This is a genomic window from Aquamicrobium soli, from assembly GCF_042646345.1.
GTDB classification, from domain to species: Bacteria; Pseudomonadota; Alphaproteobacteria; order Rhizobiales; family Rhizobiaceae; genus Mesorhizobium; species Mesorhizobium soli_A.
This window is the reverse complement of record NZ_JBHRTK010000006.1, coordinates 1-16,706: the sequence shown is the minus strand read 5'-3', so window position 1 is coordinate 16,706 and position 16,706 is coordinate 1. Positions and strand designations below refer to the sequence as shown.

15 protein-coding genes and 1 tRNA gene are annotated in these 16,706 nt (G+C 62.6%); 14 read left to right on the top strand and 2 right to left on the bottom strand.

From position 1 onward, the window contains the following. Positions 1 to 174 precede the first annotated feature (174 nt). From hsdR to ACFOHJ_RS05245, 5 genes are read left to right on the top strand one after another with little or no spacing between them, the layout of a single operon-like run. On the top strand, positions 175 to 2,610 hold the full coding sequence (hsdR, locus tag ACFOHJ_RS05265; protein WP_378219241.1) for an EcoAI/FtnUII family type I restriction enzme subunit R: 2,436 nt from the start codon (positions 175 to 177) through the stop codon (positions 2,608 to 2,610). 3 nt (positions 2,611 to 2,613) lie between these two features. After that, positions 2,614 to 4,071, top strand: coding sequence for a type I restriction-modification system subunit M (locus ACFOHJ_RS05260; RefSeq protein ID WP_378219239.1), 1,458 nt, complete (start codon positions 2,614 to 2,616; stop codon positions 4,069 to 4,071). A gap of 11 nt (positions 4,072 to 4,082) precedes the next feature. Further along, entirely contained in the window at positions 4,083 to 5,762 is a 1,680-nt protein-coding gene (locus ACFOHJ_RS05255) for a restriction endonuclease subunit S (RefSeq protein WP_378219600.1), read from the top strand. Next, the gene (locus ACFOHJ_RS05250) at positions 5,763 to 6,683 is read left to right on the top strand and encodes an HNH endonuclease (RefSeq protein ID WP_378219237.1); all 921 of its coding nucleotides are present in this window, start codon (positions 5,763 to 5,765) and stop codon (positions 6,681 to 6,683) included. Continuing rightward, positions 6,661 to 7,617, top strand: a complete 957-nt coding sequence (locus tag ACFOHJ_RS05245; protein WP_378219235.1) for an HNH endonuclease — start codon at positions 6,661 to 6,663, stop codon at positions 7,615 to 7,617. Before ACFOHJ_RS05250 ends, ACFOHJ_RS05245 begins: the two co-directional genes overlap by 23 nt. Positions 7,618 to 8,003: 386 nt before the next feature. Here ACFOHJ_RS05245 and ACFOHJ_RS05240 read toward each other — a convergent pair. Continuing rightward, positions 8,004 to 8,093, bottom strand: a tRNA-Ser gene (locus ACFOHJ_RS05240). 335 nt (positions 8,094 to 8,428) lie between these two features. Between ACFOHJ_RS05240 and ACFOHJ_RS05235 the strand changes: the two genes are divergently transcribed. The 4 genes from ACFOHJ_RS05235 to ACFOHJ_RS05220 all read left to right on the top strand — a co-directional run bounded on the left by ACFOHJ_RS05235 (position 8,429) and on the right by ACFOHJ_RS05220 (position 11,105). Further along, entirely contained in the window at positions 8,429 to 8,755 is a 327-nt protein-coding gene (locus tag ACFOHJ_RS05235) for a hypothetical protein (RefSeq protein ID WP_378219233.1), read from the top strand. 18 nt (positions 8,756 to 8,773) lie between these two features. Further along, positions 8,774 to 9,433 (top strand): peptide-methionine (S)-S-oxide reductase MsrA, encoded by a 660-nt coding sequence (gene msrA / locus ACFOHJ_RS05230; RefSeq protein WP_378219232.1) that lies wholly within the window; start codon positions 8,774 to 8,776, stop codon positions 9,431 to 9,433. 155 nt (positions 9,434 to 9,588) lie between these two features. Continuing rightward, complete coding sequence (locus tag ACFOHJ_RS05225; RefSeq protein ID WP_378219230.1) at positions 9,589 to 10,578, top strand: BMP family lipoprotein; 990 nt, start codon at positions 9,589 to 9,591, stop codon at positions 10,576 to 10,578. A 65-nt stretch (positions 10,579 to 10,643) separates the two neighbouring features. Beyond that, entirely contained in the window at positions 10,644 to 11,105 is a 462-nt protein-coding gene (locus ACFOHJ_RS05220; RefSeq protein WP_378219228.1) for a GNAT family N-acetyltransferase, read from the top strand. Between the two features lie 38 nt (positions 11,106 to 11,143). Here ACFOHJ_RS05220 and ACFOHJ_RS05215 read toward each other — a convergent pair whose 3' ends face one another. Further along, positions 11,144 to 11,353 (bottom strand): SlyX family protein, encoded by a 210-nt coding sequence (locus tag ACFOHJ_RS05215; RefSeq protein WP_378219226.1) that lies wholly within the window; start codon positions 11,351 to 11,353, stop codon positions 11,144 to 11,146. Between the two features lie 183 nt (positions 11,354 to 11,536). Between ACFOHJ_RS05215 and ACFOHJ_RS05210 the strand changes: the two genes are divergently transcribed. The 5 genes from ACFOHJ_RS05210 to ACFOHJ_RS05190 are packed head-to-tail and all read left to right on the top strand — an operon-like array spanning position 11,537 to position 16,385. Continuing rightward, positions 11,537 to 13,069 (top strand): ABC transporter ATP-binding protein, encoded by a 1,533-nt coding sequence (locus tag ACFOHJ_RS05210; RefSeq protein ID WP_378219224.1) that lies wholly within the window; start codon positions 11,537 to 11,539, stop codon positions 13,067 to 13,069. Beyond that, positions 13,066 to 14,202, top strand: a complete 1,137-nt coding sequence (locus ACFOHJ_RS05205) for an ABC transporter permease (protein ID WP_378219222.1) — start codon at positions 13,066 to 13,068, stop codon at positions 14,200 to 14,202. The genes ACFOHJ_RS05210 and ACFOHJ_RS05205 overlap by 4 nt, the downstream gene beginning before the upstream one ends. A 1-nt stretch (position 14,203) precedes the next feature. Further along, positions 14,204 to 15,175 (top strand): ABC transporter permease, encoded by a 972-nt coding sequence (locus ACFOHJ_RS05200; RefSeq protein WP_378219220.1) that lies wholly within the window; start codon positions 14,204 to 14,206, stop codon positions 15,173 to 15,175. Between the two features lie 14 nt (positions 15,176 to 15,189). Next, positions 15,190 to 15,582 carry a cytidine deaminase gene (cdd, locus tag ACFOHJ_RS05195; RefSeq protein WP_378219598.1) on the top strand — a complete coding sequence of 131 codons (393 nt, stop codon included), beginning with the start codon at positions 15,190 to 15,192 and terminating at the stop codon, positions 15,580 to 15,582. Beyond that, positions 15,579 to 16,385, top strand: coding sequence for a purine-nucleoside phosphorylase (locus ACFOHJ_RS05190; RefSeq protein ID WP_378219218.1), 807 nt, complete (start codon positions 15,579 to 15,581; stop codon positions 16,383 to 16,385). The genes cdd and ACFOHJ_RS05190 overlap by 4 nt, the downstream gene beginning before the upstream one ends. Positions 16,386 to 16,706 lie beyond the last annotated feature (321 nt).

Below are 16,706 nucleotides of genomic sequence, written 5' to 3'. Positions count from 1 at the left end.
AGGTAATGGTTGCGAAACACTACATCATGGGCAAGATTGATCCTTGAAGGGGAATCCTCGCGGAAGAAATCATGTTTCTACATCAGGAGCGGTAATGCTACCTGATACGAGGGGTCGAAAAGTCGCGTCGTAAGGTTTCTGCTGAAACATTCCGTCGCAGCGGTGAGGGGCGCGATGGATAAATACTCGCTCAGCGAGCGCGACATCTGTACAAAATTCATCACGCCTGCGCTGCGCAACGCAGGGTGGGATGAGATGGTGCAAATCCGTGAAGAATTCAGCTTCACGAAAGGGCGCATCATCGTGCGTGGCAAGCTCGTCACGCGCGGACAGGCCAAGCGCGCAGACTACATTCTCGACTATAAACCGAATCTGCCGATCGCGTTGATCGAGGCAAAGGACAACAACCACAGCGTTGGCGACGGCATGCAGCAGGCGCTTGGGTATGCCGAGGCGCTTGATATTCCCTTTGTTTTCTCCTCCAACGGCGATGGCTTCCTGTTCCATGACCGGACAGGCGCGAGCAATCCGCGTGAGGTAAACCTCGGTCTCGACGCGTTTCCCTCGCCCGCCGATCTGTGGACGCGCTATCGCGCCTGGAAGAGCCTCGACACGGAAGCCGAGCAGATCGTGCTTCAGGACTATTTCGACGACGGTAGCGGCAAGACCCCACGATACTATCAGGTCAACGCCATCAACGCGGCGATCGAGGCGATCGCTAAAGGTCGTGATCGCATTCTGCTCGTCATGGCGACGGGCACCGGCAAAACCTACACTGCTTTCCAGATCATCTGGCGGCTTTGGAAGGCTGGCCGCAAGAAACGTATTTTGTTCCTGGCTGATCGCAACGTTCTGATCGACCAGACGATGGTGAATGACTTTCGCCCCTTCGGCGCGACCATGGCCAAGCTCTCGACCAAGGCCAAGACTATTGAGCGCCACGACGGTACGTCCGTCGATCTGGCGCTGGCGCTCGACGGGAAGCGTCGGATCGACACAGCCTTCGAGGTTTATCTCGGACTTTACCAGGCGATAACTGGCCCCGAAGAACGCCAGAAGCTCTATCGCGAATTCTCTCCCGGGTTCTTTGACCTAATCGTGATCGACGAATGCCATCGCGGCAGCGCGGCGGAGGACTCGGCGTGGCGAGAAATCCTGGACTATTTTTCCTCGGCCACGCAGATTGGCCTGACCGCGACGCCGAAGGAAACCGAATACGTCTCCAATATCGCCTATTTCGGCGATCCGGTTTACTCGTATTCGCTGCGCCAGGGCATCAGTGACGGTTTTCTGGCGCCCTATAAGGTCATCAAGGTTCACATTGACCGCGACGTGTCGGGTTACCGGCCGGAAAAGGGTCAGCTCGATCGCGATGGTGAAGAAGTCGAGGACCGTATCTACAACGTCAAGGATTTCGATCGCACGTTGGTGATCGATGACCGCACCAAGCTGGTGGCGCAGAAAGTTACTGAGTTTTTGAAAGAAAGCGGCGACCGCTTTCAAAAGACCATTGTGTTCTGTGTTGATCAGGAACATGCAGCTCGTATGCGCCAGGCTCTCATCAACGAAAATGCAGACCTGGTTGCAGAAAACCACCGCTACGTGATGCGTATCACCGGCGGCGATGCAGAGGGCCAAGCGGAGCTTGGCAACTTCATCGACTCGGAATCCAAATATCCGGTGCTCGTTACCACCTCGCGTCTGCTTTCCACCGGCGTCGATGCGCAGACCTGCCGCCTGATCGTGCTCGACCGAGAAGTCGGCTCCCTGACCGAGTTCAAGCAGATCGTGGGACGCGGCACCCGCGTTCATGAAGACACCAGCAAGTATTATTTCACGCTGTTGGATTTTCGTGGCGCCAGTAGCCATTTCGCCGATCCCGATTTCGACGGCGAACCAGTTCAGATCTATACACCGGGGCCAGGTGAACCAATTTTACCGCCGTCCGAGGGAGGTGATGATCCGTCATCTGGCCTCGATGGGGACGAAATAGTCCTCATCAACCCCGTCGATCCGTCAGGCCCAACCAGCGGTGGTGAGCGGCAGCGCAAGGTTTATGTCGATGGCATCGGCGCGACCATCGTGGCAGAACGTGTCGAATATCTCGACGAGAGCGGCAAACTTGTTACCGAGAGTTTGCACGACTTCACCAAGAAGGCGTTGCAGAAACGTTTCGCCAGCCTCGACGATTTCCTCAAGCGCTGGAAGTCGGCCGAGCGTAAGCAGGCGATTATCGAAGAATTAGCAGATGAGGGGCTGCCGCTCGACCTCATCTCCAAGGAACTCGGCAAAAACCTTGACCCGTTCGATCTGATTTGCCACGTCGCCTTTGATAGGAAGCCGCTGACGCGCCGTGAGCGCGCGGAGAACGTGAAGAAGCGCGACGTGTTCACGAGGTATGGGCCGCAGGCCCGCGCAGTGCTCGATGCGCTTCTGGAAAAATATCGCGACGAGGGCGTGCTCAACCTCGACGACGCAAATGTGCTGAAGGTGACGCCGTTCACCGCGATGGGTAGCGTCGTGCAACTCATCAACGCGTTCGGCGGCAAGCAGGGCTTTGACCAAGCTGTCCGCGAAATGCAGGACGCGATATATCAGGAGACCGCATAGCCGATGATCGTCCGCACCACTGTCAAATCCATTCAGGACATCATGCGCCAGGACGTGGGCGTCGATGGCGATGCTCAGCGCATCAGCCAGCTTACCTGGCTCTTCTTCCTCAAGATCATCGACGACCAAGATCAGGAACTCGAACTGACAAAAGACGGCTACCAATCGCCGATCCCAGAAAAATTCCAGTGGCGCAACTGGGCGGCGGACCCGGAGGGCATCACCGGCCAGGCACTTCTCGATTTCGTCAATGATGAGCTGTTCCTCGCGCTCAAGGATCTAAAACTCACCGGCAAACCGGGTGATCGCCGCCGCGTCGTGCGCGACGTGTTCGAGGACGCCTACAATTACATGAAATCCGGCCAGTTGCTGCGGCAGGTGATCAACAAGATCGATGAGGTCGATTTCAACAATCTCGACGAGCGGCGGCACTTTGGTGAATTCTACGAGCAGTTGCTCAACGACCTGCAATCAGCCGGCAATGCTGGCGAATATTACACGCCGCGCGCTGTCACCGCCTTCATGGTCGATCGCATCGACCCGCGCCCGGGCGAAACACTCTTCGATCCCGCCTGCGGCACCGGCGGCTTTCTCACCTGCGCCATCCGCCACATGGAGAAGAAATACGTCCGCACGCCACAACAGCGCGAGAAAATGGAAGGCAGCCTGCGCGCGGTTGAGAAAAAGCAGCTTCCGCACATGTTGTGCGTCACCAACATGCTGCTGCATGGCATTGAAGACCCATCCTTCGTGCGTCACGATAACACGCTGGCCCGGCCGCTGATTTCGTGGGGCAAGGACCAGCGCGTCGATATCGTCGTCACCAATCCGCCCTTTGGAGGGCGCGAGGAAGACGGCATCGAAAGCAACTTTCCTGCACATTTCCGCACCAAGGAAACCGCCGACCTGTTCCTGGCGCTGATCGTGCGGCTGCTCAAGAAGGACGGCCGCGCCGCTGTGGTGCTCCCCGATGGCACGCTGTTCGGCGAGGGCGTCAAGACGCGGTTGAAGGAACACCTGATGGAGGAATGCAACCTCCACACCATCGTCCGCCTGCCCAATTCGGTGTTCAAGCCCTATGCCTCGATCGGCACCAATCTGCTGTTTTTCGAGAAGGGCACGCCGACACAAGACATCTGGTTCTACGAGCACCGGGTGCCGGAGGGCCAGAAAGCCTATTCGATGACCAGGCCAATCCGGCTGGAGCATTTCCAAGGCTGTATCGACTGGTGGGGCGGCAAGGAGCGCCAGGGACGTGAGGAGACCCCGCAGGCGTGGTGCGTCACCGCCGAGGAGGTTAAGGCGCGCGCCTACAATCTCGACTTCAAGAACCCCCACACAGTGGAGGAGGATCACGGCGACCCGGAGACGCTGCTCACCGACCTCGCTCGCGCCGACGTCGAGACGGCGGGCTTGCGCGAGCAGTTGAAGGCGATCCTCGCCGAGGCGCTGCTGCGATGAACGCCGACCCGATGACTGCCAAACGCCTGTTGCAGCACTATGAGCAGATCGCCGACGCGCCGGACGCGATCGCCCGCCTGCGCCGCTTCATCCTCGATCTGGCCGTGCGCGGCAAACTCGTGCCGCAAGACCCGAACGACGAACCGGCGTCGGAATTGCTGAAGCGGATTGCCGCCGAGAAGGCGCGGCTGGTGAAGGCGGGGGAGGTCAGGAAGCCGCCAACGCTTCACCCGATCACAGATGCGGAAGCGCTTTACGCATTACCGAGGCCTTGGGCTTTGGTGCGTGTCGGCGACATCTTCGACTACGATGCCGGGACAAAGCGCGACCCGAAGGAGTTGGATCAATCGCGATGGCTTTTGGAACTTGAAGACATCGAGAAAGACACGTCGAGGATTGTCGAACGGCTGCGTGTCAGCGATCGTGACTCGCAAAGCACGAAATCCGAATTTAAACCCGGTGACATTCTTTACGGCAAACTGCGCCCCTATCTGAACAAGGTGGTGGTCGCCGATGAGCCTGGCTATTCGACAACAGAGATTGTCGCGATCCGCCCTTTCCTGCGGCTGTGCCCGGAATATTGCGCCCTCGCATTTCGTCGGCCCGATTTCGTGGCCTATGTCGAGCGATCGGGACGCGGCACCAAAATGCCGCGCCTTCGGACACCCGATGCAATCGTCGCTCCCTTTCCCCTCCCACCGCTTGCCGAGCAGCACCGCATCGTCGCCAAGGTCGATGAGTTGATGAGCCTATGCGACCGTCTGGAGTCGGCGCGGGCGGACCGCGAGGCGACGCGCGACCGGCTGGCGGCGGCGAGCCTCGCCCGCCTCAACGCGCCCGACCCCGAAACCTTCCAGGCCGACGCCCGCTTCGCCCTCGAAATCCTGCCCGCGCTGACCACGCGCCCCGACCAGATCAAGACCCTGCGCCAGACCATCCTCAATCTCGCTGTTCGCGGCAAGCTCGTCCCGCAGGATGCAAAGGACGAACCGGTGAACTTGAAAACAGTAGACTGCGACGAGAGGCCCGAGGCCATTCCCTCAACGTGGCTCTACACGCGCTTGGTCAATCTGTTGGCGGAAGACACCCGAAACGGTTATTCGCGCAAACCGGATGAAGCACTGAACGGAATCCCCATCCTAAGGATCAGCGCTGGCACTGTTCGGCGCGACGGCGTTGTCGCCGAGGAGGAGCATAAACTAATCAGTGGCATCGACCCCAATTCGCGCATTCAATACGGATTGAGGCCTGGCGATCTTCTCGCATGCCGATTTAACGGCAACAAATCGTTCGTCGGGAGGCTCACGATCTTTAAGGATTATCTCGGCCTCCAGCCGATCTATCCCGACAAACTGATCCGCGTTCGCATTTCGCCCGAACTCGCCACAGCCGAGTTCTTGAGACTTGCCGGCGACACGGACCTTGTTCGAGCCGAGATCGAGGCCGCGTGCGCCACTACGGTTGGCAATTGGGGAATTAGCGCTTCGAACCTCAAAGAAATTCGGTTTCCCCTCCCACCGCTTGCCGAACAACATCGCATCGTCACCAAGGTCGATGAGCTGATGGCGATGTGCGATCGGCTGGAGGCGAGCCTCACCGCTACCGCCGCCAACCGCCACCGTTTGCTCGACGCGCTACTCGCCGAAGCGCTAGCACCGGCCGATGATCGCGAACTAGAGGCAGCGGAATAGATGGGGATCAACCTCGTCATCGCCGTCACGGATGGCGACTGGTTCGACATGCTGCGACAGCAGCCGAACCTTGGCGAGGTCAATTTCTGGGCGCCCTCCGCCGCCAACTTTCGTGCGCTGCAACCGGGCGAACTGTTCCTGTTCAAGCTCCACGCGCCGCGCAACGTGATCGTCGGCGGCGGCATCTTCGCCTATGCTAACGCCCTGCCGTGCTCGCTGGCCTGGGAGGCATTCCGCGAAGCGAACGGCGCGCGATCGGCCCAAGAAATGCGCGCCCGGATTGCGCGTTACAGACGGGCCGATCCGGCCGATCGGAGCGATTTCGAGATCGGCTGCCGTATCCTCACGCAACCATTCTTCTTCGCCGAGGCCGACTGGATTTCCGTTCCGGCGAGCTGGGCGCCGAACATCGTTTCCTTCAAGACCTATAATACCGGCGATGCGGACGGGATCGCGCTTTGGGAGGCGGTGAACGACCGGCTGAATCGGCCAAGTCCCTCCGGCAGGGGCGAAGCACAGGCACGGTTCGGTGAGCCGCAGCTCATCAGACCGCGCCTTGGGCAAGGCGCATTCCGGGTGCTGGTGACGGACATCTACAATCGCCGCTGCGCTATCACAGGTGAGCGGACCCTGCCGGCGCTCGAGGCCGCCCATATCCGGCCCTACGGCGACGGCGGTGAACACGAGGCCCGAAACGGACTCCTGCTTCGGCGCGATATCCATAGTCTGTTCGATGCGGGCTATGTCACCGTTGCGCCCGATCTTCGCTTCGAAGTGAGCCGCCGCATCAAGGAGGAGTTCGATAACGGGCGGCACTACTACGAACTGCACGGGAAGCCGATCTTCGCGCCGGAGGACATATTGCGGCGCCCTGATCCCGAGGCGCTGCGCTGGCACAATGAACACGCGTTTCGAGGGTGATTGCGTGATGCACGATGACGCTCACGACACTTCGATGCGCCTGGCAGCTTTCGAGCACGTGCGAAGGCTCAGCGAAGTCCACGACCACCTGACCGCGAACGAGTTGAGGCCGGGTTTTGAGTTCAATGGCGAGCGCATTCCCCTCATCAATCCGCAGCGCGGTATCTTCAAACCGCAACAAATGCGTTTCTTGCTTTCGATCAAGACCGTTTTCCCCAAGCCGGGCGGCAAGGTCTGGTACGACGACCAACGCGAGGTGCATCGGCAGATTTTCGAGGGCGATGAAGCGATCGACTACGCCTTCATGGGCCAGAACCCGGATGCAGCCGACAATCGGTGGCTCCGTGAGGCGTTCGAGAACGGGATTCCGATTATCTACTTCCTCGGAATAGCACCCGGCCGTTATCAATCGATTGTTCCTGCCTTCGTATCGGGCTGGGACGCCACTGCGTTGAAAGCGCGTGTTGCTTTCGGGATGCCTGACCAAGAGGCGTTCTCGCCTCCCGAGACTGTATTGGAACGGCGCTACGCGCTGCGTGCAGTTAAGCAGCGGCTGCATCAGGCGTCGTTCCGCGAAGCTGTTATTACCGCCTACAATGGCCGCTGCGCTTTGTCCGGTTTGCCTGAACCGCTCTTGCTGGATGCCGCCCATATCGTTGCCGACAAGGACGAGCGGTTTGGCCAGCCAACTGTGCCTAACGGCATCCCACTCTCCAAGATTCATCATGCCGCGTTCGACGCGCATCTGATTGGCATCGACCCAGATTATAGGCTGCACGTGTCCGAACGACTTCTCGGCCAAAACGACGGCCCGATGCTTGAGGCGCTGAAGCGACTTAACGGTGGCACGATCTATCTGCCAAACCGTGACAAGGACCAACCCGACCGTGATCGGCTTGCCTTGCGATTCGAACGTTTCAAGGCGGCGGCCTGAATGCCCGTCTACGTCCGCACCATCTGCATCGACTATTCGGTGCCGAACCGCCGACCGCAAGCCTCAAGGGCCTGCGTGTCTTTCTGCCCGAGGGCGATGGGCAGCCGATGAAAGTTACCCAAAAAGTTCGATCCGAGATTCTATCTCCCACCGCTCTGCCGCACAAAAGTACGGCCATTTCGAAGAAAATAGCTCTGCATTTACAGTGGCTTGAAACTCCGTACCAAATCCGCGCAGTCAGGAGGTTTGGAGAATGTCGGCCGAGAGAGAACGAAATCGGCGTTTTGGCCAAGCAGCGTAGTCAACAGCTTTGGCCCGAAAACCCGCAGTTCCGCGCCGTTTCGGGCGGTGAAACTGGCAATAGAGAATGGTTTCAAAGGGTTAACTGGCGGAGAGAGCGGGATTCGAACCCGCGATACGGTTCCCCGTATACACACTTTCCAGGCGTGCGCCTTCAACCACTCGGCCACCTCTCCGTCCTTGGCGCAACGTCGCGGCCGGTTTCGCCGCGCGGGTCGGGACATGCGCCATGTCCTTGCAAAGCAGGCGTGGTGTTTTCCACGCCCCGGTTGCCACCGACCAGCGGCATCCTCGCGCATCCAAGCCGACAAAGCATGGGATGCGGGGCTCATCTAGTCGATCCGGAGCCGAATGCCAAGCCATAAGGCATTGCTTTTTGGCGATCTCGCCGGCTTTGTCCGAATGGGCGTGAGGGCAGGGCCGTTTCGTGCGGCGGCTTTCGCACGGTCATTGCGCGGCAGGCGGCCGCGTCCTATCAGTGATGCGTAAAGAGAACCGCTGAAGGGTCCGCATGCTCCGCTTCCTTTTCCGGCTTGCCGCCATGGTCGCCCTGTCGGTCGCCGTCATCATGGCGGTGCTGGACACGACCCGCACCGTGGCGGCCTCGGCGCTGGTGATGACGCCCTTGAAGGCAAGCTGGCTTTCCGTCTCGCCGGATACGCTGGCCGCATTCGAGGCCTTCGTGCGGGAGAAGATCGGCCCCGCGGCCTGGGACATGGCCATCGCGCATGTGCTCGAGCTTCCGGGTTTTGCCGTCTTTGCGGGACTGGCGCTGTTGCTTTACGCGATCGGCTACCGGCGCAGGCCGCGCGACCCGCGCTTCCCGCCGGCGTCGTGACGGGCCGGACAAGCACCGATGTTTTTTCTCGCGGACATGCTCAACAAGAAGCTGCATTTGCCCAGGCCGGAGGAGGCCCTGCCGGGGCGCGGCAAGCCGCTTCGCACCGCCGCGCGCCATCACGTCTCCAAGCGCCCGCTGAAGGGGCCGTATCCCGAGGGGGCGGAAAGCATGGTCTTCGCCATGGGCGATTTCCATGCGGCCGAGCGCCTGTTCTGGCCGCTGGAGGGCGTGTGGGTGACCGCGGCCGGCTTTTGCGGCGGCACGACGCCCAATCCGACCTATCAGGAGGTCGGAACCGGCCTTACCGGACATGCGCAGGCCGTGCTCGTCGTCTTCGACCCGGCGATCGTTTCCCTGCCCGAGTTGCTGAAACTCTTCTGGGAAGCGCATGACCCGACGCAGGGCATGCGCCAGGGCAGCGATCTCGGCACCTTGTACCGGTCGGGGATCTATCCGCGCGACGCCGGGCAGAACCGGGTGACGCTTGCCTCGCGGGACGCCTACCAGGCCGCGCTGCATGGCGCGGGGCTTGGTGCCATCACGACCGAGATCGTGCCGGAGGCGCCGTTCTATTTCGCCGAGGCCGATCATCAGCAGTATCTTGCCAGGAACAGGAGCGGCGGCGCCGGCCTGACGGGCACCGGTGTCGTGTTTCCCGATTCGGCCCGGGCCTGAGGCGGGTTCGGGCGGCTCAAGATTCCGGGTGAATTTTGCGGCAGGCCATGCCAGATTGCCCTCGGCTTCAAGCGGAGGAGCTTGTGCTGACGGCCGCGCCGGCCGACCGGGCGGCGGGCAACGCTACGATGAGACGAACCGACAGGGTGGATTTTATGAAACGTATTGTGCTTGGCCTTCTGGCCGCGACTGCAATGTCGCTTCCGGCCTTCGCCGCGGATATACAGCCCGCGCTGCTTTATGATCTCGGCGGCAAGTTCGACAAGTCCTTCAACGAGGCCGCCTATAACGGCGCCGAGAAATTCAAGGCCGAAACGGGCGTCGCCTATGTCGAGTTCGAGGTGTCGAACGCCTCGCAGCGCGAGCAGGCCCTGCGCCGCTTTGCCGAAGACGGCCGCAACCCGATCGTCATGGCCGGTTTTTCCTGGGTCGAATCGCTGCAGAAGGTGGCGGCCGAATATCCGGAACTGAACTTCGCCATCATCGACGACCAGGTCGACCTGCCCAATGTGCGCTCGCTCAAGTTCAAGGACAATGAAGGTTCCTATATCGTCGGCGTGCTGGCGGCGATGGCCTCCAAGACCAAGAAGGTCGGCTTCATCGGTGGCATGGACGTGCCGCTCATCCGCAATTTCGAATGCGGCTATGTCGGCGGCGCCAAGGCGGCGGGCGCGACCGAGGTCATCCAGAACATGACCGGCGACACGCCGGCGGCGTGGAACGACCCGGCCAAGGGCGGCGAGATCGCCAAGACGCAGATCGACCAGGGCGCCGACGTCATCTATGCGGCGGCAGGCGGCACCGGCGTCGGCGTGCTGCAGGCGGCGGCGGACACCGGCAAGCTCGGCATCGGCGTCGATTCTAACCAGAACGGCCTGCAGCCGGGCCATGTGCTGACCTCGATGCTGAAGCGCGTCGACGTGGCCGTCTACAGCGCCTTCATGGATGGCAAGAACGGCACCTTCAAGGGTGGCCTCAACGATCTCGGCCTCAAGGAGGGCGGCGTCGACTACGCCATGGACGAGAACAACAAGGACCTGGTCACGCCCGAGATGAAGGCCGCGGCCGACAAGGCCAAGGAAGACATCATCTCCGGCAAGATCCAGGTGCACGACTACAACACGGACAATAAGTGCCCCTATTGACCGGGAACTTTGCTGTTTCCTAAGGATCGCCGGGCTTGTCCCGGCGATTTTCGTAAGGAGGGTGGATGACCGTCACCGTCGAACCCATGACCGGAGATGATGTCGAGCCGGCAGCGCGGTTGCGGATGGCCGCGTTCTTTTCCGGCAGCGACCGCACCCTCGAACAGGATATGGCCGGCTTGCGCGGGCTTGTCGCCGAAGCCGGCGGTTTCCAGGTTTCCCTGGTTGCCTGCATGGGTGACGAACTGGCGGGGTCGGTCCTATTGGTGCGAGACGAGCTGGATGCCCGGCATGACGTTGGCCCCTGGCTCGCCGGGCTGGTGGTGGCGCCGCAGGCGCGGCAGCGCGGGATAGGGTCCGTCTTGGTGAAGGCGGTAGAGGCCCATGCAGGCGCGCACGGGATCGAAAGGCTTTACCTTTATACGTGGGAGGCCCGGCGGTTCTATGCGCTGCTCGGCTGGCGCGCGGTCGAGACCTTTGACGACGGCGGCGAGCCGGCAATGCTGATTTCGCGCCGCCTGTCCTAGCCTGCCCACCGGAGCGGGTGCGCCGACGCTGCTGCCACCTACCAGTGCGGCGGCTTGGTCACCGGGATTTCCGGAGCCGCCTGTTCCTCCAGCAGCAGGAAGCGCTCGGTCAGCGCGTCCAGCTTGTGCTGGAGACGGTCGATCACCTTCCATTGCTCGGCGAGTTGGCCGGAAAGTTCGTCGATGACCTTTTCCTGTTCCGCCACGCGCATTTCCAGCGTCGTTACTCGATCGGGATCGATCGCCATCGGGTATTCTCCATTTGCTGCCGGGGGCTTGCCTGCCGTACTGCGGCAGCTTTGCGGCCAATGATTTCAGCCTCGCGCGAAATTGGCAAGCGTGCCGCTCGCAGCCGCCCGCCGGCCGGCGCGAGGCCGATTGGCAGCGCGCGGGCACCATGCTAGCAAAGATAAAAGAATGGGAAGCGTTGCATGGCTGAGGCCGCGATCGAGCTGATCGGCATCAACAAGAGCTTCGGTGCCGTCCATGCCAATCGCGACATCAACCTCGAGGTCGCGCGCGGCAGCATCCACGGCATCGTCGGCGAGAACGGTGCCGGAAAATCGACGCTGATGTCGATCCTCTACGGCTTCTACCAGGCCGACAGCGGCGAAATCCGCGTCAACGGGCAGGCAAGGGCGATCCGGGCTTCCAACGAAGCCATCGCCGCCGGCATCGGCATGGTGCATCAGCATTTCATGCTGGTCGACAATTTCACCGTGCTGGAAAATGTCATTCTGGGCGCGGAGAACGATCCGCTGCTGAAGAAAAGCATCGCTCGGGCGCGCTCGGAACTGGTGCGCCTGGAGCGCGAATACGGCTTGCAGGTCGATCCCGACGCGCTGATCGAGGAACTGCCGGTCGGCCTGCAACAGCGGGTCGAAATCCTCAAGGCGCTCTATCGCGGCGCCGAAATCCTCATCCTCGACGAGCCGACCGGGGTGCTGACGCCGGCCGAGGCCGACCACCTGTTCCGCATCCTGCGACAGCTCAAGGAGCAGGGAAAGACGGTGGTGCTGATCACGCACAAGCTGCGCGAGATCATGGCGATCACCGACACGGTATCGGTGATGCGGCAGGGCACCATGGTGGCCACCCGCGAGACGGCGAAGACCACGGTGGAGGAACTGGCGGAGCTGATGGTCGGGCGGCGCGTGCTTTTGCGCGTCGAGAAGGGCGAGGCGCGACCCGGCGCGGTCAAGCTCGCCGTCAGCGACCTGACGGTCAGGGACGGGCGTGGCGTCACCATGGTCGATCAGGTCTCCTTCGAGGTGCGCGCCGGCGAAATCGTCGGCATCGCGGGCGTGGCCGGCAACGGCCAGTCCGAGTTGATCGAGGCGATCGCCGGCATCCGCAGCGCCGTTTCGGGCAGCGTGATGCTCGATGGCAGGCCGATCGACGTGACCGGGGCCGCCGATCCCGGCGAACTGCGCGAGCGCGGGCTGGCGCATGTGCCGGAGGACCGCCACCATGTCGGGCTGGTGCTGGCCTTCGAGGAAAACGAGAACTCGATCCTCGGCTATCACGACCACGAGCGCTACGCCAAGGGCGTGTTCCTCGACATCGATGCCATCCGCGACGCGGCGCAGGAGAAGATCGAGAAATACGATATCCGCCCGCCCGACTGCCGGCTGAAGACCGCCAATTTTTCCGGCGGCAACCAGCAGAAGATCGTTCTGTCGCGCGAGATGGAACAGGATCCGGGCGTGCTCGTCGTCGGCCAGCCGACGCGCGGCGTCGACGTCGGGGCCATCGAGTTCATCCACAAGCGACTGATCGCCATGCGCGACGCCGGCAAGGCGGTGGTGGTGGTTTCGGTCGAGCTGGACGAGATCCGTTCCCTGTCGGACCGCATCCTGGTGATGTTCGAGGGCCGCATCGTCGGCGAAAGGGGACCGGAGGCGAGCGAGGGCGAACTCGGCCTGCTGATGGCCGGCGTCGAGCGGAGGCAGGCGGCCGAATGAGCACCCCCTATGCCAAGCTGCCCGCATGGGCCGATTACGGGCTGATCCCGCTGCTCAACCTCGTGGTTGCCTTCTTCGTCGCCGGCCTCGTCGTGCTCCTGGTCGGCGAAAGCCCGTTCCGCGCCGCCGCCATCCTGATCGAGGGGGCGTTCGGGCGCGGGCAGGGCATCGCCTATACGCTCTATTACGCCACGACCTTCATCTTCACCGGCCTGTCGGTGGCGGTCGCGGTGCATTGCGGCCTGTTCAACATCGGCACCGAGGGGCAGGCCTATATGGGCGGGCTCGGGGTTGCGCTCACCTGCCTTGCCTTCGATAGCGTTCTGCCATGGTGGCTGACGTTCCCGCTCGCCATCCTCGCCTCGGCCGGCGTCGGCGCGATGTGGGCGCTGATTCCTGCCTATCTGCAGGCGCGGCGCGGTTCGCACATCGTCATCACCACCATCATGTTCAACTTCATCGCCGCCTCGATCATGGTCTACCTGCTGGTCGGGCCGCTGAAGCCGCTGGCTTCGCAGGCGCCCCAGACCCGGCTGTTCCTCGAAGGCGGGCAACTGCCCAAGCTCAACTGGCTGATCGAGCTGTTCGGGGGCAGGGTGCGTTCCGCGCCCTTCAACGTGTCCTTCCTGCTGGCGCTCGCCATGGCGTTCTTCATGTGGGTGCTGGTGTGGCGCACGCGCTTCGGCTACGAAATGCGCACCTACGGCTTTTCGCCGAAGGCCGCCCGCTATGCCGGTATTTCGGAAACCCGCATCATCATCCTGACCATGATGATTTCCGGCGCCTTCGCCGGCATGATGGCGCTCAACCCGACCATGGGCGACCAGCACAACGTCGCCATCGACTTCGTCGGCGGGGCGGGCTTCGTCGGCATCGCGGTGGCGCTGATGGGCCGCTCGCATCCGGTCGGCATCGTGCTGGCGGCGATCCTGTTCGGCATGCTCTATCAGGGCGGCGCGGAACTCGCCTTCGAGATGCCGGCGATCTCGCGCGACATGATCGTCATCATCCAGGGGTTGGTGATCCTGTTCGCGGGTGCGCTGGAACACATGCTGCGGCCGCAGGTGCAGGCGCTGTTCGCCGTGTTCAGCCCGCGCTCGGTCGGCATCGCGGCTGCGGCAAAGGACGGCTGAGATGGATATCTTCGACGCCTCCCTGCAGGTCCTCAACTCTACCATCCGGCTTTCGGTGCCGCTGCTTCTCGCCTGCCTGGCGGGTCTCTACTCGGAGCGCTCCGGCATTTTCGACATCGGGCTGGAGGGCAAGATGCTGGCCGGCGCCTTTGCCGGGGCGGCGGCGGCCGCCGTGTTCCAGTCCGCGCTGATCGGCATCGGCATGGCGATCCTGATCTCGGTCGGGTTTGCGCTGGTGCACGGCTTCGCCTCGATCACGCATCGCGGCAACCAGATCGTCTCCGGCGTCGCCATCAACTTCATCGCCGCCGGTTCCACCATTATCCTCGGCCAGGCCTGGTTCCAGCAAGGCGGGCGCACGCCGGCGCTGGGGGCAGGCGAGCGGTTTTCCTCGATTACCCTGCCGGGCGCCGATGCGGTCAGGGACGTTCCGGTGCTCGGCTCGCTCTATTCGGGGCTTTTGTCCGGCCACTCAGTGCTGGTCTATCTCGCCTTCGCCATGGTGCCGGTAACCTGGTGGGTACTCTACCGGACCCGCTTCGGCCTGCGCCTGCGCGCGGTGGGAGAAAACCCGGCGGCGGTCGATACGGCCGGCATTTCCGTCACCTGGCTTCGCTACCGGGCGCTGATCTGCACCGGCGTGCTGACCGGCATCGCGGGTGCCTATCTGTCGATGGCGCAGAACGGCGGCTTCGTGAAGGACATGACCGCCGGCAAGGGCTATATCGCGCTGGCGGCCTTGATCTTCGCCAAGTGGAAGCCGGTCAACGCCATGTTCGCCTGCCTGTTGTTCGGCTTCCTCGACGCCCTGTCGATCCGCCTGCAAGGCACGCCGCTGCCGCTGGTCGGCAAGGTGCCGGTGCAGTTCATGCAGGCGCTGCCCTATGTGTTGACGGTGGTGCTGCTTGCCGGTTTCATCGGCAAGGCGATCCCGCCCAAGGCAGGCGGCGTGCCCTATGTGAAGGAGCGGTGAGCATGGCGGATTCCATGTCGCATGACCTCTACCTTGCCGCGAAGGCCGCCATGGCCAAGGCCCATGCGCCCTATTCGAAGTTCCCGGTAGGGGCGGCGCTGCGGACCGAGGACGGCCGGGTATTTTCCGGCGCCAACATCGAGGTCGCCTCGTTCCCTGAGGGCTGGTGCGCCGAGACGACCGCGCTCGGCCACTATGTCATGGGCGGCGGCGGCCGCATCGCCGAAATCGCCGTCGTTGCCGAGCGCATGGCCCGTTGCACGCCCTGCGGCGGCTGCCGCCAGCGGCTGGCGGAGTTCTGCGGGCCTGAGACGAAGCTTTATCTGTGCGACGAAACCGGCGTGGTCGAAACCGTCACCATGGCCGACATGCTGCCTTACGGTTTTCGGGGCGAGATCCTGAAATGAAGCAGGCGATCGACAGCCTGGTCAAGCGGCTGGACGGGCTGGCGCCGTCGGTTGCGCTGGTGCTGGGCTCCGGCCTTGGCGGGCTGGTCGACAGCGTCGAGGATGCGGTGCGCATTGCCTATGCCGACCTGCCGGGTTTCCCGGCAAGCGGTGTCAGCGGCCATGCCGGCGAGGTCGTGGCCGGCCGCCTCGGCGGGCGGCCTGTGCTGATGCTGGCGGGGCGCGCCCACTACTACGAGCGGGGCGAGGCGGCGGCCATGCGTCCGGTGCTGGAGACACTTGCCGGCATCGGCGTGACCAGGCTGATCGTCACCAACGCCGCCGGATCGCTGCTTCCCGAAATGCTGCCGGGCTCGGTGATGCTGGTCACCGACCACATCAACTTTTCCGGCACCAATCCGCTGATCGGCGAGGCGAGCGATGGCCGTTTCGTCGGGCTGACGCAAGCCTATGACCCCGGCCTGCGCGCCGCCATCGAACGGGCGGCGAAGGCGACCGACACCGTGCTGCACAAAGGCGTGTACATGTGGTTTTCCGGGCCGTCCTTCGAAACGCCGGCCGAAATCCGCATGGCGCGCGTCTTCGGGGCCGATGCGGTCGGCATGTCGACCGTGCCCGAGGTGATCCTCGCCCGCTTCCTCGGCCTGAAGGTGGCTGCCTGCTCCGTCATCACCAATCTAGCCGCCGGCATGACCGGGGCGGAACTGTCGCATCAGGAAACCAGGGACATGGCCCCGGTCGGCGGCGCCCGGCTGGCCACCATCCTTGCCCATGTGTTTCGGGAAGGGCTGCTGGATGCGTAGAACCGGTTATGCCGTTCATGTTGGTTTCCCTTTTGGCCAGCCAGGAAGGGTAATTGAATATGCTGCGGCAGACCCCCACTCCACCTCGCTTCGCTCGGCACCTCTCCCCCTCAAAAGGGGCAGTGTTTACATCAGACTTAGTTTGGATTCTTCTTCGGCTGTTTGGTCGGTTTGCCGAGGAGAAGCCCATTGGAGTGTCCCCGTTGCCACAGTGAGGAGCTTCGCAAGACGGGCCTCAAGGCCGGGGCTCAGCGCTATTGCGGCCGCTACTGCACCGACAGGCCGCGCCGGTTCAGCGCCGAGACCAAGGCCAAGGCTGTC

Bases quoted from the DNA above. Each gene is read 5' to 3' on its own strand.
- ACFOHJ_RS05205 (WP_378219222.1), top strand. From the start codon at position 13,066: ATGAGCACCCCCTATGCCAAGCTGCCCGCATGGGCCGATTACGGGCTG.
- msrA (WP_378219232.1), top strand. From the start codon at position 8,774: ATGTTTTTTCTCGCGGACATGCTCAACAAGAAGCTGCATTTGCCCAGG.
- ACFOHJ_RS05220 (WP_378219228.1), top strand. From the start codon at position 10,644: ATGACCGTCACCGTCGAACCCATGACCGGAGATGATGTCGAGCCGGCA.
- ACFOHJ_RS05250 (WP_378219237.1), top strand. From the start codon at position 5,763: ATGGGGATCAACCTCGTCATCGCCGTCACGGATGGCGACTGGTTCGAC.
- ACFOHJ_RS05255 (WP_378219600.1), top strand. From the start codon at position 4,083: ATGACTGCCAAACGCCTGTTGCAGCACTATGAGCAGATCGCCGACGCG.
- ACFOHJ_RS05225 (WP_378219230.1), top strand. From the start codon at position 9,589: ATGAAACGTATTGTGCTTGGCCTTCTGGCCGCGACTGCAATGTCGCTT.
- ACFOHJ_RS05215 (WP_378219226.1), bottom strand. From the start codon at position 11,353: ATGGCGATCGATCCCGATCGAGTAACGACGCTGGAAATGCGCGTGGCG.
- ACFOHJ_RS05210 (WP_378219224.1), top strand. From the start codon at position 11,537: ATGGCTGAGGCCGCGATCGAGCTGATCGGCATCAACAAGAGCTTCGGT.
- ACFOHJ_RS05245 (WP_378219235.1), top strand. From the start codon at position 6,661: ATGAACACGCGTTTCGAGGGTGATTGCGTGATGCACGATGACGCTCAC.
- hsdR (WP_378219241.1), top strand. From the start codon at position 175: ATGGATAAATACTCGCTCAGCGAGCGCGACATCTGTACAAAATTCATC.
- ACFOHJ_RS05235 (WP_378219233.1), top strand. From the start codon at position 8,429: ATGCTCCGCTTCCTTTTCCGGCTTGCCGCCATGGTCGCCCTGTCGGTC.
- cdd (WP_378219598.1), top strand. From the start codon at position 15,190: ATGTCGCATGACCTCTACCTTGCCGCGAAGGCCGCCATGGCCAAGGCC.
- ACFOHJ_RS05190 (WP_378219218.1), top strand. From the start codon at position 15,579: ATGAAGCAGGCGATCGACAGCCTGGTCAAGCGGCTGGACGGGCTGGCG.
- ACFOHJ_RS05260 (WP_378219239.1), top strand. From the start codon at position 2,614: ATGATCGTCCGCACCACTGTCAAATCCATTCAGGACATCATGCGCCAG.
- ACFOHJ_RS05200 (WP_378219220.1), top strand. From the start codon at position 14,204: ATGGATATCTTCGACGCCTCCCTGCAGGTCCTCAACTCTACCATCCGG.